General features: G+C 68.2%; 25 protein-coding genes. 13 read left to right on the top strand and 12 right to left on the bottom strand.

Translation table 11 applies throughout. The annotated features are described in order from the left end of the window. Window positions 1-62: 62 nt before the first annotated feature. The 5 genes from ACW17V_RS00745 (at window position 63) to ACW17V_RS00725 (ending at window position 8,128) form a co-directional block, all read left to right on the top strand. Window positions 63-2,024, top strand: coding sequence for a transglycosylase domain-containing protein (locus ACW17V_RS00745; protein ID WP_492107000.1), 1,962 nt, complete (start codon window positions 63-65; stop codon window positions 2,022-2,024). 141 nt (window positions 2,025-2,165) lie between these two features. After that, window positions 2,166-3,119 (top strand): glutathione synthase, encoded by a 954-nt coding sequence (gene gshB, locus ACW17V_RS00740; protein ID WP_492106999.1) that lies wholly within the window; start codon window positions 2,166-2,168, stop codon window positions 3,117-3,119. Window positions 3,120-3,237: 118 nt separating this feature from the next. Beyond that, window positions 3,238-4,788, top strand: a complete 1,551-nt coding sequence (locus ACW17V_RS00735) for a YifB family Mg chelatase-like AAA ATPase (RefSeq protein WP_492106998.1) — start codon at window positions 3,238-3,240, stop codon at window positions 4,786-4,788. 52 nt (window positions 4,789-4,840) lie between these two features. Beyond that, the gene (locus ACW17V_RS00730; RefSeq protein WP_492106997.1) at window positions 4,841-6,394 is read left to right on the top strand and encodes a response regulator; all 1,554 of its coding nucleotides are present in this window, start codon (window positions 4,841-4,843) and stop codon (window positions 6,392-6,394) included. A 33-nt stretch (window positions 6,395-6,427) separates the two neighbouring features. Further along, complete coding sequence (locus ACW17V_RS00725; RefSeq protein WP_492106996.1) at window positions 6,428-8,128, top strand: AmpG family muropeptide MFS transporter; 1,701 nt, start codon at window positions 6,428-6,430, stop codon at window positions 8,126-8,128. 3 nt (window positions 8,129-8,131) lie between these two features. Here the strand turns inward: ACW17V_RS00725 and ACW17V_RS00720 are convergent, their stop codons facing one another. From ACW17V_RS00720 to rlmN, 4 genes are all read right to left on the bottom strand, one after another. Continuing rightward, on the bottom strand, window positions 8,132-8,965 hold the full coding sequence (locus ACW17V_RS00720; RefSeq protein ID WP_492106995.1) for a S1 family peptidase: 834 nt from the start codon (window positions 8,963-8,965) through the stop codon (window positions 8,132-8,134). Between the two features lie 25 nt (window positions 8,966-8,990). Beyond that, window positions 8,991-9,419 carry a DUF350 domain-containing protein gene (locus ACW17V_RS00715; RefSeq protein ID WP_492106994.1) on the bottom strand — a complete coding sequence of 143 codons (429 nt, stop codon included), beginning with the start codon at window positions 9,417-9,419 and terminating at the stop codon, window positions 8,991-8,993. Between the two features lie 87 nt (window positions 9,420-9,506). After that, window positions 9,507-9,896 (bottom strand): hypothetical protein, encoded by a 390-nt coding sequence (locus tag ACW17V_RS00710; RefSeq protein ID WP_492106993.1) that lies wholly within the window; start codon window positions 9,894-9,896, stop codon window positions 9,507-9,509. Further along, the gene (gene rlmN, locus ACW17V_RS00705; protein WP_492106992.1) at window positions 9,893-11,095 is read right to left on the bottom strand and encodes a dual-specificity RNA methyltransferase RlmN; all 1,203 of its coding nucleotides are present in this window, start codon (window positions 11,093-11,095) and stop codon (window positions 9,893-9,895) included. The genes ACW17V_RS00710 and rlmN overlap by 4 nt, the downstream gene beginning before the upstream one ends. Window positions 11,096-11,245: 150 nt before the next feature. On the opposite strand from rlmN, the gene ACW17V_RS00700 reads away from it, so the two are divergent. Next, window positions 11,246-12,496, top strand: coding sequence for a UbiH/UbiF/VisC/COQ6 family ubiquinone biosynthesis hydroxylase (locus ACW17V_RS00700; protein ID WP_492106991.1), 1,251 nt, complete (start codon window positions 11,246-11,248; stop codon window positions 12,494-12,496). A 7-nt stretch (window positions 12,497-12,503) separates the two neighbouring features. Here the strand turns inward: ACW17V_RS00700 and ACW17V_RS00695 are convergent, their stop codons facing one another. Genes ACW17V_RS00695 through ACW17V_RS00685 form a run of 3 tightly spaced genes read right to left on the bottom strand, consistent with a single transcriptional unit; the run spans window position 12,504 to window position 14,342 of the window. After that, on the bottom strand, window positions 12,504-12,710 hold the full coding sequence (locus tag ACW17V_RS00695) for a Trm112 family protein (protein WP_419253144.1): 207 nt from the start codon (window positions 12,708-12,710) through the stop codon (window positions 12,504-12,506). Between the two features lie 40 nt (window positions 12,711-12,750). Beyond that, a complete protein-coding gene (locus ACW17V_RS00690) occupies window positions 12,751-13,422 on the bottom strand; it encodes an LON peptidase substrate-binding domain-containing protein (RefSeq protein ID WP_492106990.1) in 672 nt (223 codons plus the stop codon). 11 nt (window positions 13,423-13,433) lie between these two features. Beyond that, on the bottom strand, window positions 13,434-14,342 hold the full coding sequence (locus ACW17V_RS00685; protein WP_492106989.1) for a tetratricopeptide repeat protein: 909 nt from the start codon (window positions 14,340-14,342) through the stop codon (window positions 13,434-13,436). Window positions 14,343-14,428: 86 nt separating this feature from the next. On the opposite strand from ACW17V_RS00685, the gene ACW17V_RS00680 reads away from it, so the two are divergent. After that, the gene (locus ACW17V_RS00680; protein ID WP_492106988.1) at window positions 14,429-14,962 is read left to right on the top strand and encodes a hypothetical protein; all 534 of its coding nucleotides are present in this window, start codon (window positions 14,429-14,431) and stop codon (window positions 14,960-14,962) included. Here the strand turns inward: ACW17V_RS00680 and ACW17V_RS00675 are convergent. Together ACW17V_RS00675 and ACW17V_RS00670 are read right to left on the bottom strand one after the other, a co-directional pair. Continuing rightward, a complete protein-coding gene (locus ACW17V_RS00675) occupies window positions 14,959-15,465 on the bottom strand; it encodes a prolyl-tRNA synthetase associated domain-containing protein (protein WP_492106987.1) in 507 nt (168 codons plus the stop codon). The genes ACW17V_RS00680 and ACW17V_RS00675 overlap by 4 nt on opposite strands. Window positions 15,466-15,474: 9 nt before the next feature. Continuing rightward, a complete protein-coding gene (locus tag ACW17V_RS00670; RefSeq protein ID WP_492106986.1) occupies window positions 15,475-16,029 on the bottom strand; it encodes an AAA family ATPase in 555 nt (184 codons plus the stop codon). A 102-nt stretch (window positions 16,030-16,131) separates the two neighbouring features. On the opposite strand from ACW17V_RS00670, the gene ACW17V_RS00665 reads away from it, so the two are divergent. Further along, window positions 16,132-16,875, top strand: coding sequence for a DUF6065 family protein (locus tag ACW17V_RS00665; RefSeq protein WP_492106985.1), 744 nt, complete (start codon window positions 16,132-16,134; stop codon window positions 16,873-16,875). Between the two features lie 11 nt (window positions 16,876-16,886). On the opposite strand, the gene ACW17V_RS00660 is transcribed toward ACW17V_RS00665, so the two are convergent. Continuing rightward, the gene (locus tag ACW17V_RS00660; RefSeq protein ID WP_492106984.1) at window positions 16,887-17,615 is read right to left on the bottom strand and encodes a DUF899 domain-containing protein; all 729 of its coding nucleotides are present in this window, start codon (window positions 17,613-17,615) and stop codon (window positions 16,887-16,889) included. 48 nt (window positions 17,616-17,663) lie between these two features. Here ACW17V_RS00660 and ACW17V_RS00655 point away from each other — a divergent pair, with 48 nt between their 5' ends. The 5 genes from ACW17V_RS00655 (at window position 17,664) to ACW17V_RS00635 (ending at window position 21,421) form a co-directional block, all read left to right on the top strand. Further along, window positions 17,664-18,110 (top strand): MarR family winged helix-turn-helix transcriptional regulator, encoded by a 447-nt coding sequence (locus tag ACW17V_RS00655; RefSeq protein WP_492106983.1) that lies wholly within the window; start codon window positions 17,664-17,666, stop codon window positions 18,108-18,110. Between the two features lie 106 nt (window positions 18,111-18,216). After that, a complete protein-coding gene (locus tag ACW17V_RS00650; protein ID WP_492106982.1) occupies window positions 18,217-18,618 on the top strand; it encodes a VOC family protein in 402 nt (133 codons plus the stop codon). A gap of 108 nt (window positions 18,619-18,726) precedes the next feature. Next, window positions 18,727-19,275 carry a hypothetical protein gene (locus ACW17V_RS00645; RefSeq protein WP_492106981.1) on the top strand — a complete coding sequence of 183 codons (549 nt, stop codon included), beginning with the start codon at window positions 18,727-18,729 and terminating at the stop codon, window positions 19,273-19,275. Between the two features lie 2 nt (window positions 19,276-19,277). Next, complete coding sequence (locus ACW17V_RS00640; protein ID WP_492106980.1) at window positions 19,278-19,586, top strand: winged helix-turn-helix domain-containing protein; 309 nt, start codon at window positions 19,278-19,280, stop codon at window positions 19,584-19,586. An 89-nt stretch (window positions 19,587-19,675) separates the two neighbouring features. Next, window positions 19,676-21,421, top strand: a complete 1,746-nt coding sequence (locus ACW17V_RS00635) for a gamma-glutamyltransferase (RefSeq protein WP_492106979.1) — start codon at window positions 19,676-19,678, stop codon at window positions 21,419-21,421. Window positions 21,422-21,439: 18 nt separating this feature from the next. Here ACW17V_RS00635 and ACW17V_RS00630 read toward each other — a convergent pair whose 3' ends face one another. Then, on the bottom strand, window positions 21,440-23,776 hold the full coding sequence (locus ACW17V_RS00630; RefSeq protein ID WP_492106978.1) for a PAS domain S-box protein: 2,337 nt from the start codon (window positions 23,774-23,776) through the stop codon (window positions 21,440-21,442). A 153-nt stretch (window positions 23,777-23,929) separates the two neighbouring features. Further along, window positions 23,930-25,276, bottom strand: coding sequence for a phosphoglucosamine mutase (gene glmM, locus ACW17V_RS00625; RefSeq protein ID WP_492106977.1), 1,347 nt, complete (start codon window positions 25,274-25,276; stop codon window positions 23,930-23,932). Window positions 25,277-25,373 lie beyond the last annotated feature (97 nt).

Below are 25,373 nucleotides of genomic sequence, written 5' to 3'. Positions count from 1 at the left end.
GGCTTCCGCTAAACGGGACGCTGGCGCGCGCCCTGTAGACGCAGCTTGGGATTAGAGACGACATGGCCAACGGCACCTTCGGCGGAAACAGGCCGGCGAAGCCGCAACGCACGCCCCTGCAGGCCGCGCTCTATTGGGGCGCGGTCGTAGGCGTGTGGGGCCTGATCTTCATCGTCGCCTTCTTCGCCGTGTTCGCCAGCGATCTGCCCGACACCTCCAAGCTGTATGACGTCAAGCGCCAGCCCTCGATCAACTATCTGGACCGTTCGGGCGCCCTCCTGGCCGTGCGCGGCAGCCAGTATGCGCCGCCGGTCGATATCGACGCCCTGCCCAAATACGTTCCGGCCGCCTTCGTGGCGATCGAGGACCGCCAGTTCTATCGCCACTTCGGGTTCAACCCCTGGGGCATCATCCGCTCGGTCGCCTGGAACATGACCCATGACGGCCCCCAGCGCGGCGGCTCGACCATCACCCAGCAGCTGGCCCGCAACCTGTTCCTCAGCCCGGCCCAGAACTATCGCCGCAAGGCCCAGGAGCTGATCCTGGCCGTCTGGCTGGAACTGAAGTTCAGCAAGAAGCAGATCCTGGCCCTCTATATGAACCGGGTCTATTTCGGGGCCGGCGCCTATGGCATCGAGGCCGCCTCGCAGCGCTATTTCAACAAGCCCGCCAATCAGCTGACCATCGGCGAGAGCGCCCTGCTGGCCGGCATGATGAAGGGCCCGGCCCGCTATTCACCCGTCAGCGCCAGTGAACGCGCCGCTCGCCGCGCCACCGTGGTGCTGGACGAGATGGTGCGCATCAAGGCCATCACCGCCGAGCAGCGCGACGAGGCCTTCAAGACCCCGGTCCAGGTCTCAGCCACCCTGGCCAACCAGCGCGCCCAGTATTTCACCGACTATATCGACGCCCAGGTCCGCTCGCTGGTCGGCGAACCGACCGAGGATCTGGTGGTCGAGACCACCCTGGACCTGCCGATCCAGGTCGCCGCCGAACGCTCGGTCAAGCTGGGCGTCGAGGGCCACATCAAGCAGGGCGTCGAGCAGGCGGCCCTGGTGGCCATCGACGGCGAAGGCCGCATCCGCGCCTATGTCGGCGGCGCCGACTATGGCGAGACCCAGTTCGACCGCGCCACCACCGCCCGCCGCCAGGCCGGCAGCGCCTTCAAGCCGTTCGTCTATCTGACCGCCATGGAACAGGGCCGCGCGCCCAATGTCACCGTGATCGACGAACCGGTGAAGATCGGCAACTGGGAGCCCAGGAACTACACCAACAAGTATCTGGGCCCGATGACCATCCAGACCGCCCTGGCCCAGTCGATCAACACGGTCGCCGCGCGCCTGGCCAACGAGGTCGGCACCAGCAACGTGGCCAGCACCGCCCGCCGCCTGGGCATCACCAGCAAGATCCAGCTGGACCCCTCGATGGCTCTGGGCGCAGTCGAGGTCTCGCCGCTGGAAATGGCCCAGGCCTATGCCCCGTTCTCGAACGGCGGCTTCCTGGCCAAGGGCTACGGCATCGAGCGCATCCGCACCGCCAGCGGCCAGGTGCTGTACGACCACGGCGTCGAGAAGGTGTCGCGCGCGGCCGTGATCGGCTCGCCCGCCCTGCAGTACATGAACCAGATGATGCGCCAGGTCGTAACCTCGGGCACCGGAACGCGCGCCAAGGTCGCCGGCTATGACATCGCCGGCAAGACGGGCACCACCTCCGACTACCGCGACGCCTGGTTCGTCGGCTACAGCGGCGGCTTCGTCACCGCCGTCTGGACCGGCAAGGACGACAACACCCCGATGAAGAAGGTCACCGGCGGCGGCGCACCCGCCGAGGTCTGGCGCAACTTCATGGCCGCCGCTCTGCCGCGCCTGAAATCGACCCCGATCCCTGGCGGCGTCATCGAGCCGCCGCCCGTGGTCGGCGAGGATCCGATCGGCGATTTGATCGATCCGTCGGCGACGCCCGAGGGCCCGGGAGCGGAAGTCCCGGCCTCGACCACGCCGCCGGCCGATAACCTGCCTTACTGAGGTCGCGCCTCCGCCCTGGCGCGCGGGGTGGGAGAGGGGAAACCCAACTCGCCCCTCGCAATCGCGCCTGCGCCGCCTTAACTAGGCAGTCGCAGCGCGGGACGTCGGACGTCTCCGCGCCAAGCTGATCCGGAGTCGTCCATGTCGCTGAGAGTCGCCGTCCAGATGGATCCCGTTCTGGGGATCAACATCGACACCGACACCACCTTCCAGATGATGATGGAAGCCCAGACCCGGGGTCACAAGCTTTGGGTCTATACGCCCGACAAGCTGTCGATGGAGGATGGCCGGGTGTTCGCCCGCGCCCAGTCGCTGGTGCTGAGCAACACCAAGGGCGCCCACGCCGAACTGGGCGAAAGCGTGCTGCTGGACATGAAGGACGACGTCGACGTGGTGCTGATGCGCCAGGATCCGCCGTTCGACATGGCCTACATCACCGCCACCCACTTCCTGGAGAAGGTCCACCCCCACACCCTGGTGGTCAACAATCCGGCCGAGGTGCGCAACGCGCCTGAAAAGCTGTTCGTCACCGACTTCCCCGGCGTGCAACCACCGACCCTGATCACCAGCGACTATGAGGCCATCTACGACTTCCGCGCCCGGCACGGCGACATCGTGCTCAAGCCCCTCTACGGCGGCGGCGGCTCAGGCGTGGCGCGGCTGCTGGCCGATGACCCCAATCTCGACGCCCTGCTGGAACTGCACGCCATGATCGGCCGCGAGCAGGTGATCGCCCAGAAGTTCGTGCCGGCCGTCAGCAAGGGCGACAAGCGCGTGCTGCTGGTGGACGGCGAGCCGGTGGGCGCGATCAACCGCGTGCCGGCCGCAGGCCAGGTGCGCTCCAATCTCCGCGTCGGCGGCCGGGCCGAGGCGGTCGAGTTGACCGCCCGCGATCTGGAGCTTTGCGCGATCATCGCTCCCGAGCTGAAGCGGCGCGGCCTTCTGTTCGTGGGCATCGACGTGATCGGCGAGTACCTGACCGAGATCAACGTCACCTCGCCCACCGGCGCCCAGCAACTGAAGCGGTTCGGCGGGGCCGACGCCTCGGCGGTGCTGTGGGATCGCATCGAGACGATCCGCGCCACTCAAGCTTGACCTGGGTGAAGTGAGCGCTCCAGAGCACTGATTTCCCGAAACGTTCGTTTTTCGTTCTTGCTACGCCCTTCACGTCATGATCGTGTGTGGATAAGTCCAACCGATCCATGAGGCGGGCATGGCCGCGAAGGTCGTCACGGTGGCTTTCGAGGGCGTCGAGGCGCGCCGCGTCGATGTCGAGGTGCAGCTGACCAGCGGTCAGCAGATCTTCGTCATCGTGGGCCTGGCCGACAAGGCCGTGGCCGAGAGCCGCGAGCGGGTGCGCGGGGCCTTCGCCGGGCTGGGACTGTCGCTTCCCGGCAAACGCATCGTCGCCAACCTGGCCCCCGCCGATATGCCTAAAGAGGGCACCCACTTCGATTTACCCATCGCCCTGGCGGTGATGGCCTCGATCGGGGTGATCCCGCTGGACGCCCTGGATGGCTGGGCGGCGATGGGCGAGCTGTCGCTGGATGGCCGCATCGTGCCCGCCGCCGGCGCCCTGCCCGCTGCGATGGCGGCCGGGGCCATGGGCCTGGGTCTGATCTGTCCGGAAGCCAGCGGGCCCGAAGCGGCCTGGGCCGGCGGCACGCGCATCCTAGCTCCGCGCTCGCTGGTCTCGCTGATCAACCACTTCCGGGGCAGCCAGGTGCTGTCCGCGCCCTCGCCCGGACCGGTGATCGAGGGCGAGCGGGCCAAGGACCTGCGTGACGTCAAGGGCCAGGAGCACGCCAAGCGCGCCCTGGAGATCGCCGCCGCCGGCGGTCACAACCTGCTTTTTGTCGGCCCTCCTGGATCGGGCAAGTCGATGCTGGCCCAGCGCCTGCCCGGCCTGCTGCCGCCCCTGACCTCGGCCGAGCTGCTGCAGACCTCGATGGTCCATTCGGTCGCCGGGCTGATCGCGCGCGGCGCCCTCACCCGCGCGCGGCCATTTCGAGCGCCGCACCATTCGGCCAGCATGGCCGCGCTCACCGGCGGCGGACACAAGGCCAAGCCGGGCGAGGTGTCACTGGCCCATAACGGCGTGCTGTTCCTGGACGAGCTGCCCGAGTTCGGCGTTCAGGCGCTGGACAGCCTGCGCGGCCCGCTGGAAACCGGCGAGGTTATGGTGGCCCGCGCCAATGCCCATGTGCGCTATCCGGCCAAGGTGCAGTTGGTGGCGGCCATGAACCCCTGCCGCTGCGGCCATGGCGGCGCGGGGCGCGGCTATTGCGGCAAGGCCCCGCGCTGTCAGCGCGACTATCAGGGCCGGGTGTCGGGGCCGCTGATGGACCGCATCGACCTGTCGGTGGACATGCCCGCCGTCACCGCCGCCGACCTGGCCCTGCCGCCGCCCAGCGAGGGCTCGGCGGAATTCGCCGCCCGGGTGGCGCGGGCCCGCCAGCTGCAGATCGACCGGGCCGAGGCGCACGACAACGCCGAAGCCCTCAACAGCCGGGCCGAGGGCGCCTTTCTGGAAAGGATCGTCGCTATCGACGAAGCGGGCCGCGCCCTGCTGGCCCGCGCGGCCGAGGCCGGACGGATCAGCGCCCGGGGCTGGACTCGGGTGTTGCGCCTGTCACGGACCATCGCCGATCTGGAAGGCGCCGACGGCGTAAGGCGCGTGCATGTGGCCGAGGCCCTGGCTCACCGCCGCTCGGCCGCGCCGGGCGAGGAGCAAACCGCCCATTTCGGGCAGTCTGCCCTGTAATCGAACGCTGTTTTGACCGGCCGTTAAGCCGTGCACGCTAGGGTCGCGGTCCATGAGCAGCCCCCGCACCTCCGCGCCCCGCGCATCCGCTGGCGTCACGCCCGAGCAACTGGCCACCCTGAGCCATGAGTTCCGCACCCCGCTGAACGGCGTGCTGGGCATGGCCCGTTTGCTGGAGGGCACCCGCCTGACGGCCGAGCAGCGGTCCTATGTCACCGCCCTGCGCGAGAGCGGCGACCACCTGCTGTCGCTGGTCAATGACGTGCTGGACTTCGCCCGCCTGGGCGCCACGGCCATCGAACTGGCGCCGACGCCGGTCGACATCGAGGGCCTGCTGCGCCAGGTGGCCGAGCTGATGAGCCCCCGCGCCCACGAAAAGAACATCGAGATCGCCTGGGCCGTCTCGCCCGGTATGCCGACCATCCTGGCCGACGAGGGCCGGCTGCGGCAGATCCTACTGAACTATGCCGGCAACGCCGTGAAGTTCACCGAAAAAGGCGGCGTGCTGCTGACCGCGACCGCCACGGCCGAAGGCCGCGTGCGCTTCAGCGTCGCCGACACGGGGCCGGGTGTGGCGCCGGAGGCCCGCGCCAAGATCTTCGAAGCCTTCGTCCAGACCGACGCCAGCCACCGCACCCAATTGGGCGGCGCCGGCCTGGGCCTGGCCATCGTCGCCCGGCTGGCCCGCGCCATGGACGGTCAGGCCGGGGTCGGGGGCGAGGTCGGCCAAGGGGCCGACTTCTGGTTCGAGGCGCCGTTCGAAACCGTCGCCGCTCCGGCCCGCGACCTGCCCCTGACCGGGCGCGTGGTGGTCGTGGCCTCGCCCAACCCCATCGTCCGCACCGCCACCGCCCGCCAGATCGAGGCGGCCGGGGGACGCGCCGTGGTCGCCGTCGATATCGCGACCGCCACCGCCGCCGCCCCGTCCGACGCCGTGCTGCTGATCGACGCCGCCCTGGCCGGTCCGCGCGGCGCCCTGAAACCGCCCGCGGGCCACCGCGCCGTGGTGCTGCTGACGCCCGACCAGCGCGGCCGCATCGACCGCCTGAAGACCGCCGGCTTCAGCGGTTATCTGATCAAGCCCCTGCGCGCCGCCTCGATCGTCGCCCAGGTCCTGCAGGCCGGCGCACACAGCCCCGCCCCCGCCGCCGAGCGTCCCGCCGAGGACGACCGCATCGCCCCGGCCGCCGCGCCGGGCGTGCGCGTGCTGCTGGCCGAGGACAATCCGATCAACGCCCTGCTGGCCCGCACCCTGCTGGAACGCGAGGGTTGCAAGGTCGATCGCGTCGCCGACGGCGCCCAGGCCGTCGCGGCCCTGTCCAGCGACAGCTACGACCTGATCCTGATGGACCTGCGCATGCCGGTGCTGGGCGGCCTGGACGCCACCCTGCGCCTGCGCGCCCAGGGCGTGACCACGCCCATCGTCGCCCTGACCGCCGACGCCTTCGACGAGGACCGCCGCGCCTGCCTGACGGCCGGCATGACCGACTTCCTGGTCAAGCCCCTGACCCACGCGGCCCTGCGCGACGTGCTGACCCGCTGGACCGGCCCCAACACCCCCGGCGTCTGGACGAAAACCGCGACGCGGGCCAAGGTCGCCGGCTAAGCGCGGGGCGTTCCTCGCGAGGGGGACCACCGCATGACAGACCAGCCCGCCGCAGCGCCGAAGAAGACCCTTCTTCAGACCCTGGCCTTCTTTGGCGAGCGTCGCAGCCTGGCGATGCTGGGTCTGGGCTTCGCCTCGGGCCTGCCGTTCATGCTGATTTTCGACACCCTGTCGCTGTGGCTGCGCGACGCGGGCGTGTCGCTGGCGGTGATCGGCTTCTTCAGCCTGGCCACCCTGTCGTTCTCGTTCAAATTCCTGTGGGCCCCGCTGATCGACCGCGCCAGGGTGCCGGTTCTGCACAAACTGCTGGGCCATCGGCGGGCCTGGATCCTGGTGTTCCAGACCGCCATGATCCTGGGCCTGTGGACGATCTCGACGCTCAATCCGGCTTCGCAACTGGGCATTCTGGCCGCCGTCGCGGTGGCGGTCGGCTTCGCCACGGCCTCGCATGACGTCGTCCTCGACGCCTGGCGAATCGAGGTGGCCGACAAGGAAGACCAGGGGCCCATGGCCGTGGCCTATCAGTGGGGCTTTCGGGGCGCGATGATCGCCGCCGGGGCCGGGCCGCTGCTCCTGGCCGAACGCTTTGGCTGGAACTTCTCCTACGCCGTGATGGGCTTTGTGGTCGGCATCGGGGTGCTGGCCACCCTGTGGGCCCCACGCGAGGCCGAGCACACCGTTCGGCCCATCCCGACCGGCGACGTCAATCAGCCCCGCGCCTTCGAGATCCTGGAATGGATCGCGCGTCTCGCCATCCTGCTGCTCGGCGCCCTGGCCCTGGGCTCGGGCCTGTCGGGGGATGCGTCCCTGCTGTCCAAACTGATCGGCGGCGAGGCCCTGGCCGAGGCCTGGAAGGCCAAGCCCAACGGCGTCTGGCTGCAGCTGCTGGGCGTGCTGACGGGTCTGGCGATCGTGGTCGTGGCCGCCTGGCCGATCCCCAAGGTGCGCACCAAGCCCGGCGTCTACATGTCGGCGGCGTTCGGCGAGCCGCTGATCGACTTCACCAAGCGCTTCCACGGCGTGGCCGGTCTGATCCTGGCGGCGATCTGCGTCTATCGGGTATCGGACTTCGTGCTCAACATCATGAACCCGTTCTATCGCGACATGGGCTTTACGCTGACCGAGATCGCCGAGATCCGGAAGGTGTTTGGCATCATCGCCTCGATGATCGGCGTGTTTATGGGCGGGGTGATCGTGGCGCGGCTGGGCCTGATGAAGGCCCTGGTGATCGGCGCCTTCGCCCAGCCGATCAGCAACCTGTTCTTCGCCTGGCTGGCCATGAGCGGCCACAATGTGCCGGTGCTGTTCTGGGCGATCTGCATCGACAACCTGGCCGGCGGCGTCGCGGGGACGGCCCTGATCGCCTACATGTCCAGCCTGACGACGGCGGGCTTCACGGCCACGCAATACGCCCTGTTCTCGTCGCTCTACGCCCTGCCGGGCAAGCTGATCGCCTCGCAGTCTGGGCGCATCGTCGAGGCTTCGGCTATCGCGGCAGAGGCCGGCGGTCCGATCGGCGCGCTGAAGGGCCTGTTCACCCGCCTGCCGCCCGAGAGCTTCACCGCCGCCGGCGCCAAGCTGGGCGTCAGCGCCGCGGCCATGGCGGCCGGCTATACGGCGTTCTTCATCTACACGGCCCTGATCGGGGTGGCGGCCATCGTGCTGTCGTTCATGGTGGCGGCGAAACAGGGCGAGATCGAGCGGCGGGCCGAGGCGGAAGCCGAACCGGCTTAAACTCTAAGTCCCCAGACACACCACCTGCGCCACCCGCAGGTCCCGCCGCAAACCATCCGCCACGCGGCCATAGTTCTCGGTGGTGATCGCCTCGCCCATGGCAAGCTCGCCGCTGTTGCGACGGCGGTGCGGGCCCAGCAGGGTGCGCAGGGTCTCAGGGGCCGTGGTGTAGATGCGGCCGCGACGCGGGCTTTCGGCCACGGTGACGCCGATCACGCGGCCGGCGCTGTCGAGGGCCGGCGCGCCGGAAAGTCCGGCCAGGGTGCCCTTCAGGGTGTCAGTGCGACCGACCTCGGCCCAGACCAGCACCGGCTCGGTGCGGGCCCCGCGACCGTGGACGACCAGGTTCTCGCGACCCAGCAGGCGCGAGGCGGCCTCGCCCGGATGGCCCTGCGGAAAGCCGGGGTGATAGGCGCGGGCCCCGCGACGCAGGGGCTCTTCCAGGCCCAAAGGCACGGCCGGCGCCCCGCCCTCGGTGGTCAGGATGGCGGCGTCAGCGCGGGGATCGATGGTGATCCTGGCGGCCACGCCGCGACCGTCAGCCACGACGATGGCGGCCGACTTGCAGCCGTCGACCACGTGGCGGGCCGTCAGCCAGGTGCCGCTATCGCCGACCGAGAAGGCGGTGCCCGAGCCGGGTTCCGGCTTGTTGGGCACCTGCACCACGATGGACGGATCGAACGGCGAGGCCGGCCCCAGCGGCAGACCTTCCTCGCCCGGGACCGGCGGCGGCGGCGGCGGGGCGTCGGAGCGCTCCTGCCGGCCGACCGCGACAATCAGCAGGGCGCTGACGGCGGCGGCGTAGACCAGCCAGTCGGGAAGCTTGGGGAAATGCACGGGACCTGGCCCTCGCCTTTCCCGATCAGCCCGCCACGGCGGCGGCGAGGATCAGGGCGGTGGCCAGCTTGGCGCCCACCAGCAGGGCGGCGGCGGCGACCTCGCCCTCATGGATGCGCTCGGGGAGGCCCTGCAGCACCATGTCGGTGACGCGGAACACCAGCAGTTGCACGGCGATGGTGGCCGCGCCCCAGATGACGATCTCGATCACCGAGGTCGAGGCGGTCAGGGAAATGGCCAGCGGTATGGCCAGACCCACCATCACCCCGCCCAGCGACAGGGCGGCGGCGGAATTGCCCTCGCGGATCAGCTTGATCTCGCGGTGGGGGGTCAGCATTGCATAGAGCGTGGTGCCGATGATCAGCATGAACAGCGTGACGCCGGCGTGCATCAGGGTGACGGGAAAGCCCGTGGCGAAGGCCTGGACCTCGGGCGACTGAAGCTGGGACGGCATGAACGCAAGGACCCTCTGAACCTAGAGGATGAGTTCTATCACGGGTCGGCGAGGGTTGCGTAGGGGGCTCGCCTCGGAGGTGGCCTCTTAGGCGAGGCCGTTACATTGGATCATTGCGATCTTATCGGTCGCGACGTCGTAGATGACCGTCACAATCGAACAGCCGCCATCCAACACATCTGGCAGAGCGGCATAAGGCTCGATCTTGGCCTCGCCGATAGTTGGCGGGTTCGACCAGTCGACTTCAACCCAGCGCCCCTCAATGACCTTGCGGCCCGCGATGGTCGCTCCAGCGTAGTGGCGCTGATATTTCGACAACATTTTTACGTGACGGGGCCGCTTCGCGATGGCTTCCACTCTACTCACTTGAGCGGCGGTAGGATTCCAGAACGGCGCGCCGATAACCTCGGCGGCAGCTACCGAAGCCACAACCATCGATACGGCGAGCGCCGCGAATAGAGCGCCGGCCTTCTTCACGCCGCCTCATCATCCTCGTCGTCGTCGAGCACGCCGGCCATGGCCGCCATCGACAGCTGGCGCAGCGCCGAGGCGCGAACCTTCTCGCTTTCGCTCTTCAGCTGACCGCAGGCGGCCAGGATGTCGCGGCCGCGCGGCGTGCGGATCGGCGAGGAATAGCCGGCCTTGTTGACTATGGCCGCGAAGGCCTCGATCGCGGCCCAGTCCGAGCACTGGTAGTCGCTGCCCGGCCAGGGATTGAACGGGATCAGGTTGATCTTGGCCGGAATGCCCTTGATCAGCTTGATCAGGGCGCGGGCCTCGTCGGGGCTGTCGTTGACGCCTTTCAGCATCACATATTCGAACGTCACCCGGCGGGCGTTGCTGATGCCGGGATAGGCGCGGATGCCGGCGATCAGCTGTTCCAGCGGATACTTCTTGTTCAGCGGCACCAGCACGTCGCGCAGGGCGTCGTTGGTGGCGTGCAGGCTGATGGCCAGCATGGCCTGCGTCTTCTCGCCCAGGGCCTGGAGCTGGGGCACGACGCCCGAGGTCGAGACCGTGATGCGGCGACGCGAGATGGCGATGCCCTCGTTGTCGCTGATGATCTCGATGGCGTCGGCGACCGAGCCCATGTTGTAGAGCGGCTCGCCCATGCCCATGAACACGATGTTGGACAGCAGGCGGTCGTCCTTGTCGGACGGCCATTCGGCCAGATCGTCCTTGGCCACCTGAACCTGGGCGACGATCTCGGCGGCGGTCAGGTTGCGGACCAGAGCCTGGGTGCCGGTGTGGCAGAAGCTGCAGTTGAGCGTGCAGCCCACCTGGCTGGAGACACACAGGGCGCCGGCCCGGCCGACCGACGGGATATAGACCGCCTCGACCTCGATGCCCGGGGCCATGCGGATCAGCCACTTGCGGGTGCCGTCCTTGGACACCTGGCGCTCGACGATCTCGGGCCGCGCGATGGTGAACACCTCGGCGAGACGCGCGCGGGTTTCCTTGGCGACGTCGGTCATCATCGCAAAGTCGGTGACGCCGCGATGGTGGATCCAGCGAAACACCTGGGTAGCCCGCATCTTGGCCTTGCCGTGCTCGGCGACGCCCGACTCGGTCAGGGCGGCGATCATCTGCGGCCGGGTCAGGCCCGACAGGTTGATCAGCGGCTTCTGGGCAGGCGCTGCGCCGGAGACGCGTGACAGATCAAGGGTGACGCTCAAGGGGCGGTCCGGGGTCGGGAGGATTTGCTGGGTCAAGGGCGGCGTATAGCACTTGGCGGGGGTTTTTCCAAAAGGGGCGGGGTGATGTGAGGCAGGGGCGTCCGGCGGCGGCCACTAGACACCCTCCCCGCTCAGGCCCATATCCGCCTCATGCGCACGCACGACGCCGATGTGATCATCGCGGGAGCCGGCATGGCCGGGTCCACCCTGGCCCTGGCCCTGGCCTTAGGCGGCCTCCGGCCGCTACTGGTCGACCCCCAGCCGTTCGAGGCCCAGTTGGCCCCGACCTTCGACGGGCGCTCCTCGGCCATCGCCTATTCCAGTTTCCGCCAGTGGCGGACGATCGGCGCCGGTGAAGCCCTGGCGCCGCACGCCCAGCGGATCGAGCAGATTCTCGTCACCGACGGCCGCACGCCCGGCGCCGCCGCGCGGGGCGCCTCGCCGGCCTTCCTGCGCTTTGACTCCAGCGAGATCGCCGACCGCTCGGACGGCGAGCCCCTGGGCTATCTGATCGAGAACCGCCAGATCCGCGCGGCGCTCTCCCAGGCCGTGACCGACAAGGCCATCCCCGTGATCGCGCCCATGGCCGCGAAAAATCTTGAAGTCGACGCCGCCGGCGCGCGCATCACCCTGGCCGATGGCCGGGTGCTATCGGCCCCGCTGGCGGTCAGCGCCGAAGGTCGGGGCTCGGTGCTGCGCAAGTCGGCCGGGATCGGCGACATCGGCTGGGGTTACGGCCAGAGCGGCGTGGTCGCCACCGTGAAGATGCAGCGTCCGCACGAGGGCGTGGCCCACGAGTATTTCCTGCCCAGCGGCCCGTTCGCCATCCTGCCCCTGACCGACAATCGCGCCAGCCTGGTGTGGACCGAGAGCACGACCCGGGCCGAAGCCCTGCGCGGCGCGCGGCCGGAGGTGTTCCACGCCCACCTGATGCGGCGGTTCGGCGAGTTCCTGGGCGATGTCGAGATCGTCGGCCCGATCTTCGTCTATCCGCTGTCGCTGTCCCTGGCCGAGCGCATGGTCGCCCCGCGCCTGGCCTTGATCGGCGACGCCGCCCATGGCGTGCACCCGATCGCCGGCCAGGGTCTGAACCTGGGCCTCAAGGACGCCGCGGCCCTGGCCGAGGTCCTGGTCGAGGCGATGCGCGGCGGCGAGGATATCGGCAGCGACGTGGTTCTGGAGCGCTATGCCCGCTGGCGGCGGTTCGACACCGTGACCAACGCGCTCGCCTTCGACGGCTTCGTGCGGCTGTTCTCGAACGACAACCCAATCCTGCGCCTGGCGCGGTGCATCGGCCTGGCGACCGTCAACCGCATCGCCCCGGCCCGGCGGTTCTTCATGCACGAGGCCGGCGGCGCGGTGGGCGATCTGCCCCGGCTGCTGCGGGGGCAGGCGATCTAGAGCTCGCCTACTCGCCGTCTTCCAGCGAGCGGGCCTCTTCCGGCAGCATGATCGGCACGCCGTCGCGGATCGGATAGGCCAGCTTGGCGGCCCGGCTGACCAGCTCGCCGCGCACGCGGTTATAGTCCAGCGTGGTGCGGGTGACGGGGCAGACCAGCACCTCAAGCAGGCGCGGGTCGATGTCGGCGGGCGGCGGGGTGGGTGTGGCGGTCATGAAACCTCTCTACCGCTCCACATTCCTACTGAACAGAGGCTCACTGGATAGAGGGCGGCTCGTCGTCGTCGCCGACCGCCGCGTCGATCTCGAGCAGGGCCACCAGGGTCTCGCGCCGGTCGGCCATGGTGGGGGCCTCCAGCAGAGCCTGCTTTTCCATGGCGTCGAACGGCAGGGCCATGGACAGGCTGTTGATCAGGGCGTCAGACGGGGCGGTCTCGGCGCTGGTCCAGTCGATGGCCAGACCGCGATGGTCCAGGTACCGGCGCAGGGCGGCCAGCAGCGGGGCGGGATCGGCGCCGGCCGCGGAGGGACCGTCCTCGCGCAGATCAGCTTCGAAGGACGAGAAGTCGGCCCGCACCTGGCGATAGGGCGTGCGGGTGGGCAACTCGTCACCGGCCCGGAACCGGCAGACCCCGGTCAGGGTGATCAGATAGCGCCCGTCGCTGGTCTCGGCGAAGCTGGTCACCCGGCCCGCGCAGCCGATCGGCGCCAGGCTGGGGCCATGCTCGTCCTCCGGACTCGCGCCATTGGGACGGGTCTGGATCATGCCGATCATGCGCTCGCCCGACATGACGTCGTCCAGCATGTTCAGATAGCGCGGCTCGAAGATGTTGAGCGGCAGCTGGCCGCCGGGCAACAGCAGCACGCCGTCGAGCGGAAACACCGGGATCACCAGCGGCAGGTCGCTGAGCTTTCGAATACCCGGCATCAGCGCGCCTCCTAGCTGAACAGGATGGAGGACAGCCGCTTGCGGCCGGCCTTGGCGACTTCCGACATGGCGCCGGCCGCCTCGAACACGGTCAGCAGCTGCTTGCGGGCCGCATCATCATTCCACGTACGATCGCGAGCGATGATGGTCAGCAGATGGTCGGCCGCCGCCTGAAGATGACCCGCGCCGCCCAGGGCCTTGGCCAGCTCGAAGCGGGCCTCATGGTCGTCCGGATCGGCGGCCAGGCGCTTTTCAAAGGGCGCGGTTTCCGAGGGCGCGTCGGAGGCCAGAGCCAGGGCCGCGCGGACGCTTTCCAGCTCGGGGTCCTTGGCGCCGGCCGGCGCCATGGCGGCCAGCTCGGCGGCGCGTTCGATATCACCGCCGTCCAGATAGCAGCGGGCCAGGCCGCCCAGGGCCTTGACGTTTTCGGGGTCCATCCGCAGAGCCTCGGCATAGGCCTGGGCCGCGCCGCCCAGGTCGCCCAGGTCCAGCGACTCCTTGCCCATGGCCAGCAGGGCGTCGAGGTCGCTCTGAGCGGGCGGGCCGGAGATGCGGGCGATGAAGGCCTTGATCTCGCTCTCGGGCACCGCGCCCTGGAAGCCGTCGACCGGCTGGCCGTTGACGAAGGCATAGACCGTCGGGATCGACTGCACGCGCAGCTGGCCCGAATAGCCGGGGTTCTTGTCGACGTCGATCTTGACCAGCTTGACCGCGCCCCCGGCGGCCGCGACGTGCTTTTCCAGCGCCGGGGTCAGCGTACGGCAGGGGCCGCACCAGGTGGCCCAGAAATCGACGATCACCGGCTGGGTCTTGGAGGCCTCGATGACGTCGGCCATGAAGCTGGCGTCCGTGCCGTCCTTGATGTGCGCGCTCTTGCCACCGGCTTGGATGGGGGCGGGCTTTTCGCCGATCAGGCTCATCGGAAGTCTCTCATGCAGGTCGAAACGCGGTCAGGGCCAAGATGGTCCCTCGAAGCGACAACCGCAATCGGGCGAGCGCCCAAGAAGTGACTTCAGAGCTCTATCGCGAAAGCAATGACAAGCATGCCGGGATGGCGGATGATCTCCCAAAGGGAATGGAGAGATTCATACTGACGAAGGGGCTTGCAACGGTCGCGCTGCTGCTAGCGACGGCCCTGAGCGGCTGCGCAAGCGACAAGCGCACAAGCGCTTCGGCGAACCTTTGCGCGGGGCTTGAGCGGTTCTCTAACGCCAATCAAGACGGAGCGCAGCGCAACGCCCTCATCTTTTGGCCTGCGGATGACAATCCCGACGAAATCAGTTTTCGCGCTGCCCTACAGGCCTCGCCACTCGACGCAGCGGCTGAAGCTTTCTACGCGACCTACGCTCCGACGACGCACTACATCACCATGGAGGAACTTGGCGCTCGCTTCAAAACCTGTCTCACGGGAAACTCTGAGCTTAGGCGTGCTGTGCGCCTAGAGGTCTCGAAAGCGGCTTGCGGCGGCACAGGTTCAAGCCAATCCTGCATTTCGATTACTGTCGATCGCAGCCGCTCAACCAAACGCGGAACGCCTTAGGGCAACACCGTCATCGCCTCGAAATCGACGATCATCGGCGTGATCCCCAGCGCCGACAGGAAGGCGCGCAAGCCGTCCTGCGACACCGCGGTCGTGGCATCATTGCCCAGTGGATGGAAGTTGACCGGATCGGCCCTGGCCAGGGCGGCGTCCAGCACGAAGCGAACGCGGCGGTCCGTGTCATTGATCAGGCCAAAGGCGGTGACCGAGCCGGGCCTGACGCCCAGCGTCTCGACCATCATCGCCTCGGGCCCAAACGACAGCCGGCCCGAGCCGATCACCGTGTGCAGACGTTTCAGATCGATCACCGTCTCGCCCAGGGCCGAGATCAGCCACAGCTGACCCTTGGCGTCCTTGAGGAACAGGTTCTTGGTGTGGCCGCCGGGCAGGGCCGCCTTGATCTCCAGCCCTTCCTCCACCCGGAAGACGGGCGGATGGTCGAGGGTGGAATGGGCGACGCCATGCGCGTCGAGAAAGGCGAAGAGGTCGGCTCGGGTCTTCATCCGCGCTCTTTAGGACGTGACGCTCAGGCGTTCGAGCACGAAATCAACGCGCGCCGCGACATCAACACGCGGCAGCTCGACCAGGGCGTAGCCGAGCGCGGGATAGACCCGCGCCATGGCGACGCAAGTGCGTTCGGCCTCGGCCAGGTCCTGCCGTCGCTCGGCGTCCTGGATGAAGATTTCAGGCCAGGGCGGGGCGATGAAGACCATGGCGTCGTACCGGTAGCGCCGGGCGGCCGCGTCAACGGCAGCGGGGACCGGCAGACCGCAAAGCTCCAGATAGCCGATGATGTCGGGAAGGCCCCGGTCGAAGAACACCGGCCCGGCCAGACCCTCCGCCATCCCATGGGACGCCAGCTCGCGGGCCAGCATCCGCTCCGCATAGGCCTGCCTGTCGCCCCAAGGCAGGGCCGTTCCCCCCGCGCGGACCTCGTCCTGGATGATCGCCCGCCCTGCCTCGACCGAACGCGGAAAGCCCCTGCCCTCCAGAGCGTCGATCAGGCTGGTCTTGCCCGAACCGGGACCGCCGGTGACGACGATCCGGCGCGGAGGAAGGATGGACATCAGGCGGACCTTTCGAAAAGGCGTTACGGGTCAACTGGACGGCCTCGCCCGTTGGGCGCTAGACCTGAGCCAAGGGTCAAGGAAAACAGGAAGACGCGCGGCATGGAACTGGAGTGCTATCCCACCGAGAACCGCCCGCCGGAGATCGTGCCGGGACGCCCGCAACGGGCCTGGATGGATCACTTCGCCGACCGCCACCCCTATCGCTGCCTGCCGCTGTCGATGGCCAACACCTCGGGCTGGGAAATCCTGTGCCCGGTCGGCTTCTCGATGACCTGGGACGGCGGGGCGCACCAGGACTGCATCAAGTTCCAGCCCGACCACCCCTATCCGGGCTTCAAGGAGTTCGTGAAGTCGCACTTCTCGCGCGGCACGGTGACCTTCCATACCGGCTATCTGTTCCGCACCCCGCCCGGCTGGTCGATCCTGACCATGGGGCCGCCCAATCACATCAAGGACGGCATCCAGCCCCTGGCCGGCCTGGTCGAGACCGACTGGCTGCCCTTCCCCTTCACGATGAATTGGCTGTTCACCCGCCCCGGCACGGTGCGCTTCGAAAAGGGAGAGCCGTTCTGCTTCATCATGATGATGCAGGACAAGGTGATGGATGACGTCCAGCCGGTGATCCGCTCGATGAACTCAAACCTCGACCTGCGCCGCCAGTACGACGTCTGGGCCGAGAAGCGCACCGAGTTCAACAGCCTGATCTTCAAGCGCGACCCCGAAGCCACCAAAGAGGCCTGGCAGCGCTTCTACTTCAAGGGCGAATATCCCGAGGAAGTGCAGGCCGAGGCGCCTAGCCACCACGTCAACAAGCGCCGGCTGAAGGCCCCGAAGCTGGGGTAGCGACCGCGCTGTCAGTGACAGCAGGCGGCGGCCGGCGCAGGCGCGGCGTACTCGTCCTTGCGCTTGACGAAGCTCAGCGTGCCGGTCTCGTTGCGGCCCAGCGGGGCGTGATCGAGGATCATCAGGGCCCCAAGCGTCTCTTCGCCGCCGCGAGCATATTGCGAGTAGGTGTGGAAGATCTCGCCCTGCGCATTGCGATAGAAGGCCGACATGCCAGGCAACTCGTCATGGGCCTGCTCGGCAGGGGTTTGCCGGAAGTTATAGGTCACCGCGCCCGACGCCAGCTGCTCGGGCGTGAAGGACACATTGAAATCATAGTTGAAGTCGCTTCCAAGGGACGAGACCCAGGGAAAGCGCCAGTTCATGCGCCGCCTGTAGGCCTCGATCCGGTCGAGGGGCGCGCGGGACACCGTGACCAGCGTCACATCGTGATGGTTGAGATGCGGCAGCATGCCGTCGATGTGGTCGGCGAAGAACGAACAGCCCGGACAGCCGGCGCCCCAGTCCGGACCGAACATGAAGTGGTTGACCATCAGCTGGCTGCGACCGTCGAACAGATCGGCAAGCTGTTGGGGCCCCAGCGGCGTGTCGAAGACATAGTCCTTGTCGACCCGCACCCACGGCAGGGCCAGCCGCTGCGCGTTCACCCTGTCGCGCTGGCGGGTCAGCGCCTTTTCCTGGTCCAGAAGGGCCGTCCTGGCCTCAAGCCACGCCTCTCGGGAAACGACGCGATGTTCCATGAAAGCCCCCGGACTTGATCTTTATGTTGATATCAACCTATATAAATCATGTCAATTGAGCCGGCGATTCCCCTCTCCACCACGATCCATGTTCGGGACGCCTGTCTTTGCCTTCACGCCCAGCGGGCCGCGCGCGCCCTGGCGCGCCGTTTCGACGCCGCCCTGAAGGCGGTCGATCTGACCAACCAGCAGTTCTCACTGATGATGGCCCTCTCCCAGCCCGAGCCGGTCGCGATGGGCCCGGTCGCCAGGCTGCTGGCCATGGACAGAACGACGCTCACGGCGGCGCTGAAGCCGCTGTCAAAGCGCGGGTGGCTTCTGATCGAGCCGGATCCCAGGGACCGGCGTGGTCGCCGCCTGAGCCTGACGCCGTCCGGCCTCGCCGTTCTGTCGGCCGCCGTCCCGATCTGGAGAGCCGTCCATGCGGAGATCGAGGCCGGCATGAGCAGCGACCCCGATCTTCTGCGTCAGGCGCTGCGCGAAGTGGCCGGCTGACCCCGCCGCCCGGGTCAAGGCAAGTCGTCATCAGAGAGCTCTGCTTGACGGAGCACATCGCAACCTTAACAAGCGCCGGCTCAAGGCGCCGAAGCTGGGGCAAGATATGGCCGTGCTGACCTATGTCACGGTGGGGTCCAACCGATTGGACGACGCCAAGATCTTCTATGACGCCCTGCTGGGTTCGGCCGGCATTCCGCCGTTGTTCGACCATCCGTCCGGCGGCCGAGTTTATGGCGTCGATGTTCCGAACTTCGCGGTGCTGGGCCCGTTCGACGGTCAGCCCGCCACGGTCGGCAACGGCGCCATGTTCGCCTTCAGCTTCGACACCCGAGCCGAAGTCACGGCGTTTTACGCCAAGGCCCTGTCCCTGGGCGGAACCTGCGAGGGGCCGCCCGGCGTGCGCGGCCCCGACTGGTGGTTCAGCTATTTCCGCGACCTGGATGGCAACAAGCTTTGCGCCTATTGCCTCACGCCCCCGCAGACCTCCGGAACTGCCACCGCCTAGACGCTCAGAGCACTCTGCTTGACAGAGCGACACGTTCGCCGTAACTCTGTCATTCAGAGCGCTCTGCTCGATCTGGTCGACATCAAACGGGAGGAGACCCTCATGGGCATGACACGCAACGAAGCGGCGGCGGCGCTGTCGGATATCGAACGGACCACCGAGCGCGGGCAGGTGCTGGCCGGCTACCGTATCTCAGGTCCGATCCTGATGCTGTGGGGCCTAGTCTGGGCGGCGGGTTATGTGGCCATGGGCTTCCTGCCCGCGGAGCGCTGGGGCCAGATCTGGATCGTGCTGGATATTGTGGGCGTCGTTGGCAGCCTGGTCCTGAGTCGGGGCGCAGGGCGGGGTGCAGCGATGGCGATGAACTGGCGGATGCTGGTGGGGGTAGTGGCGACTCTGGTGTTTTTCTTCTCGACCTTCGCCCTGTTCCAGGCCTCCCGGGTTGAGCCCTATCTGGCCTTTCCGGGCCTCGTGACCGGCATGATCTATGTCGGCATGGGTCTGTGGAAGATGACCCGCTACCTCTGGATCGGCGTGACCCTGATCATCGCCACCATGGTCGGCTATCTCTTCTTCCAGCCGTGGCTGACTTTCTGGATGGCCGGCTTCGGCGGCGGCGGAATGTTCCTGGCCGGCCTGTGGCTGCGGAAGCTGTGAGCATGGCGGCGCAACCCGACGACCTGATCCACCAGCCGCTGCGCCTGAAGATCATGGCCGCCCTCTACGCGGAGCGGAACGCCGAACCGCTGGAGTTCACCCAGCTCAAGGCCGTCACGCAGGCCACCGACGGCAACCTGGGCAGCCATCTGGCGACCCTGGAAAAGGCCGCCTATGTCGAGATCCTGAAAGACCACGTCGGCAAGCGGCCGCGCACCCGCGCGGTCCTGACCCCGACCGGCCGCAAGGCCTTCCGCAGTCACGTCGCCTATCTGCGCGAGGTCGTCGAGGGGGTAGGCGACGAGGCCTGACCTTCACGCCCATCCCCTCTTCCAGCGGCGCCCCGCCCCGACGCTTCGCGCGTCCGGCCGGGCCGCCGCGCCTGAACAGGACTATCGTGATGAACATCCAGCGCCTGTTTAACCCGATCGCCCTGGCCCTCGCGGCGGGCGTCCTGCTCTCCGCGCCGCCATCGCCGGCTGCGGAACCCGCCGCGGGGAAGACCTTCTGGGGAACCGAAACCGCCGAAGCGGCCGCGTTGCAGTCGCTCTATGCGACGCGGCAGGGAACCATGGGCGTCGCCTCCCGCGCCATGGTCGCCGCCTGCCACGACCGGTCCGTCGAGATCGGCCTGGAGATCCTGCGCCGCGGCGGATCGGCCGCCGACGCCTTCATCGCCGTCACCTTCGCCGACTATGTCCAGACCCCCGGGGCCAGCAGTCTCGCCGGCCCCATGGGCGCCCTGGTCCATGACGCGCGTACAGGCGAGGTCCACAGCCTGGCCGCGCCGCTGAAGACCGTGCGCAGCCTGGGCGGACAATGGACGACCGGCGAGACCGCCATCGGCAAGCAGGTTCTGGTTCCCGGGGCGGTGGCGGGACTTGAGGCCATGCACCGTCGCTTCGGTCGCCTTCCGTGGGCGGATCTGGTGCGGCCCGCCGCCCGGCTGGCCCGCGAGGGCTTTCCGGTCTCGCCGCTGATGGTCGGGATCACTACCGCCTACAAGCCCACCCTGAACGCGTCTGACTATGGCCGGCAGACCTATCTGCGGCCCGATGGGTCACCCCATGCCGTCGGCGAGATCCTGAAGCTGCCCGCGCTGGCCGACACCCTGGACGCCATCGCCGTCGACGGCGCGGCCCACGTCCAGACCGGCGCCTGGGCCCAGGCGGTGGTGGTGGCGGTGCGGGCGCGCGGCGGCGAGATGACCGCCGCCGACCTGGCCGACTATCGCCCTGAATGGAGCGCGCCCCTGAGCATCCGCTATCGCGGCCGCGCCATCCATGGCCTGGGCGGCCACAACAGCGGCGGCGCGCGCCTGCTGCTGGCGCTGAAGGCCCTCGAGCAGGCCGACATCAAGACCCTGGGTCACCCTTCCGAATCCCTGGACGGGCTGGAGGCCATGGTGCGCATCAGCCGGGCGGTCAGCGCCGAGCCGAGCCTGAACACGCACGCCTTCTTCGAGGACCCAAAGGCGCCGGCGGCCCTGTTGGCCGGCCCCGCCCCCGCTCGCATCTGGAGCGAGGTCGCGGCCAGGATCCAGCGTCCGCCGCTGCCCGCGCCCGGATCGCACAGCTACGCCGTCGCCGTGGTCGACGCGCAGGGCGGCGCGGTGACGGGCACCCACACCATCGAGTCCCTGCCCTTCGGAACCAACGGCGTGTTCGTGGGCGGCGTTCCGCTCAACAATACGGGCATCCTGCACCCCTACAGCGCGGACTCGGCCTATGCGACGCCGCCGGGCAGCTATCTGGTCGAGCCGTTGTCGGCCGTGCTGGCCTTCGAGGGCGACCGCCTGGTTCTGGCCGGCGGAGCCTTCTCGGCCTCGCTGTGGCCCGGTGATTTCCAGATGGTCTCCAGCCTGCTCGACTTCGACTGGACGCCGGAACAGGTGGCCCTGACGCCACGCTTCGGCGGCTTCGGGATCGATCTGGTCAAGCTGACCGCCGACATCTCGCTCAATGTCATCGACAAGCGGGTCAAGGCCCAGGTGGTCGAGGCGATGAAGCAGCGAGGCGTCACCCTGTCCCAGGCCGGCTATGTCGACACCGGCATGCTGGTGATGATCAAACGCGACCCGCGCTCGGGCGGCCTGACGGGCTTCACGCCCGAAGCGTTGCCGGAAGGTCGCGCAGCCGGCTACTGAAGCGCCTGTCCGATCGGCTCAGGCCTCGAGCATCTCGCGCACCTTGCCGCCCAGGGCGGCCATGGCGAAGGGCTTGGTGATCACCGCCATGCCGGCGTCCAGCTGGCCGGCCCCGACGGCGGCGTTCTCGGCATAGCCGGTGACGAACAGGACGCGCAGGTCGGGCCGGGTGGTGCGCGCCGCATCGGCGACCTGGCGGCCGTTCATGCCGCCGGGCAGGCCGACATCGGTGATCAGCAGGTCGACCTGCTGGTCCGACTGCAGGATTTTCAGGCCCGAAGGACCATCATGGGCCTCGATGGCCCGATAGCCGCTCTCCTGCAGGATCTCGACGATCAGCATACGGACGGTTGGTTCATCATCGATCACCAGCACCACCTCGCCGACGCCGGGCTCCTGGGGGAGGGGTAAGGCCGGCCCGTCCTCGACCTCGGCCTCGCCCAGATGGCGCGGAAGGTACAGGCGCATCGCCGTCCCCCGTCCTGGCCGGGAGTCGACCCGCACCTGCCCGCCGGACTGGCGTACAAAGCCATAGACCATCGACAGCCCCAGACCCGTGCCCTGGCCCAGAGGTTTGGTCGTGAAGAACGGATCAAAGGCCCGCGAGGCGACCTCGGGCGTCATGCCTGTTCCGCTGTCGGTGACGATGATGGCCAGATATTCGCCGGCCGCCAGCTCCTTGTTGCGGGCGGCGCGGTCGTCCAGCACGGCGTTGCGGGTCTCGATGGTGAGGCGGCCGCCATCGGGCATGGCGTCGCGGGCGTTGATACAGAGATTGAGCAGGGCGTTCTCGAGCTGGGAGCCATCCACCAGGGCGGTCCACAGGTCGTCGCCCGCGACCACGTCCAGTTCAACCTGCGGCCCGATCGAGCGTCGCAGAAGCTCTTCCATGCCGCTGATCAGCCGGTTGGCGTCCACCGCCCGCGGATCCAGGGTCTGGCGACGGGAGAAGGCTAGCAGCCGCTGGGTCAGGGCCGCCGCCCGCCGGCTGGAGGCCTGGGCGGCGTCCATATAGCGGTCCAGATCGGCCAGCCGCCCCTCGCCCATCCGCTTCTGCATCAGTTCCAGGCTGCCGCTGATGCCGGCCAGCAGGTTGTTGAAGTCATGGGCGATGCCCCCGGTCAGATGGCCGACAGCCTCCATCTTCTGGGACTGGCGCAGCGCCTCCTGGGCCAGCAGAAGCTCGCTCTCGCGCGCCTTGTCGTCGGTCAGGTCGCGGCCCACGGCGATGAAATGCACGCCGCCCGGCTCGGGCGACACCGTCCAGCCGATCGGCTTCCACGCGCCGGTCGCGGTCTGGATGCGGTTTTCAAATCGCGTCGGCTGACCGGCATTGCCCATCGACTGCAGGGCCTCGAACGTCACGTCGATATACTCGGGATGAATTATGTCTGCGTACGGATTTGTTAGAAGATCTTGCTCGCTCCAGCCCAGCACCTTGGTCCAGGCCGGGTTCACGGCCTTCAGGTTGCCGGCGTAGTCGGCCCGGGCCAGCATGTCCTCGGACAGCCGCCACAGGCGGTCGCGCTCGGCTTCGGCCTCCTTCTCGGCGGTCACGTCGCGGGCGCTGCAATAGAACTTGCCCTCGACCGGCACCGCCACCCAGGACAGGCAGCGCCAGCCGCCGTCCGCGTGCCGATAGCGGTTCTCGAAGCGCAGCACCGGATCACCTTTCCTGACCCGGTCAAAGGCGTCGTGGCTGCGGGCCAGGTCGTCGGGATGCACGAAATCCATATAGGGCGTGCGGGTGATATGCTCGGGCGACCAGCCCAGGGTCACGGTCCAGGCCGGATTGACGCGTTCGAACAGGCCGTCGGGGGTCATCACCGACAGAAGGTCCGGGCTGACGTCCCAGGTCCGCCCCATCTCGCGCGCGTGCTCGGCGGCGGCCCGCTCCTTGTCGGCCAGAACACGCTGGCTGGTCTCGACCACGATGGCGATCACGCCGGCCGGTCGGCCGCTCTCGTCATAGACCGGAGAGTAGTCGAGATTCATCCACACCTGCTCGGGCTCGCCGTTGCGGTGCAGGGTCAGTTCCTGGTCCTTGTAGGACAGCGTGCCGCCCGCCAGCCCGACCTTCATGACATTGTCGTTGAAGTCGTCGACCTCGGCCCAGCCTTCGCGGACATTGCTGCCCAGCAGATGGGGGTGACGCTCGCCGGCGAACAGCGAATAGGCGTCGTTATAGATCATCACCCCGTCGGGGCCCCACAGCATGACGATCGCGACGGGCGAGGCCACGACCATGGCCGTGGCGTTCTTGAGGCTCTGCGGCCAGTCGGCGATGGGGCCCAGCGGGGTCTTCGACCAATCGAACACGCGAATCCGTTGCGCCAGTTCGCTGGAACCGGGCACGAAACGGGCCGGATCGGCCGTCCTGTCTAGGGTGTCGCTCAGAAGTCCGCCCCAACCTGGCGCCGATCATGCGGCGCAGCTTGCTGCAACACCCGACCGACGAAAAGGTTCCTGCGTTGCCTGGATTTTTCGGCTCTCGGGAAAAATGCCGCCTCAGGCGGCCTTCACGGCCGAGACGATCGACTTGACCACCTTGCGGACCAGGGCCGGATCATCGCCCTCGGCCATGATGCGGATCAGCGGTTCGGTGCCTGAAGCGCGCACCACGATGCGGCCGGCGCCGTTCAGTTGGGCCTCGCCATCGGCGATGGCTTCTTTCACCGTCTTGGCCTCCAGCGGCTTGCCGCCGCCGAAGCGGACGTTTTCCAGCAACTGGGGCACGGGTTCGAACTGACGGGCCAGGGCGCTCATCGGTTGGCCGGTCTCGATCATCACCGCCAGCACCTGCAGTGCCGCGATCAGGCCGTCGCCCGTGGTCGAGAAGTCCGACAGGATCAGGTGGCCCGACTGCTCGCCACCCAGGTTGAAGCCGCCCTCGCGCATGCGGGCCATCACATAGCGGTCGCCGACGCTGGTGCGCTCCAGAGTCAGGCCCTGCTCGCCCAGGAAGCGCTCGAGACCGAGATTGGACATCACCGTGGCGACCACGCCGCCGGCCTTCAGCTTGCCGGCCTTGGCGTAGGCGGCGGCGATGATGGCCATGATCTGGTCGCCGTCTACCACCTGGCCGTTCTCGTCGCAGATCACCAGCCGGTCGGCGTCGCCGTCCAGGGCGATGCCGATGTCGGCGCGATATTCACGCACCAGCTTGGCCATCGCCTCGGGGTGGGTCGAGCCGCACTCGTGATTGATATTGGTGCCGTCCGGATCGACGCCCAGAGGAATGACCTCGGCGCCCAGCTCGTACAGGGTGACAGGCGCCACCTTGTAGGCCGCGCCATTGGCGCAATCGATGACGATCCGCAGGCCGGCCAGCGACAGCTGGCGCGGGAAGGTCGCCTTGACGATCTCGACATAGCGGGCCTGGGCGTCGTCGATGCGCTTGACCCGGCCCAGGCCGCGCGGCGGCGCCAGACCCTCCTGCAGGCCCTCGTCCATCAGGGCCTCGATCTTCAGTTCCTGGGCGTCCGACAGCTTGTAGCCGTCGGGGCCAAACAGCTTGATGCCATTGTCGGCGAAGTCGTTATGGCTGGCGCTGATCATCACGCCCAGGTCGGCGCGCATCGAGCGGGTCATCATCGCCACGGCCGGGGTGGGCAGCGGGCCGAACAGCCGCACGTCCATGCCGACGCTGGCGAAGCCGGCGACCAGGGCCGGCTCGATCATGTAGCCCGACAGGCGGGTGTCCTTGCCGATCACCACCAGATGGCGGCGGTCGTCCTGCGAGCGAAACAGCTTTCCGGCCGCCAGGCCGACGCGCAGGGCGACCTCGGCGGTCATCGGGTGCTGGTTGGCCTGGCCGCGGATGCCGTCGGTGCCGAAATAGGCGCGCTTGCTCATGGTCGCTCTGGTCTAGAGGCGGATCGCGAAACGATCCGAAATGCAGATTTATGTGGGAGAGGTCTGCACGAATGCTAAAGCCCGGCCGACGACATAC

It is taken from the genome of Caulobacter sp. FV2ye17ST (assembly GCF_058680955.1).
Note: the sequence above shows the minus strand (reverse complement) of the source record. Positions and strands in the feature narration are given on the sequence as shown.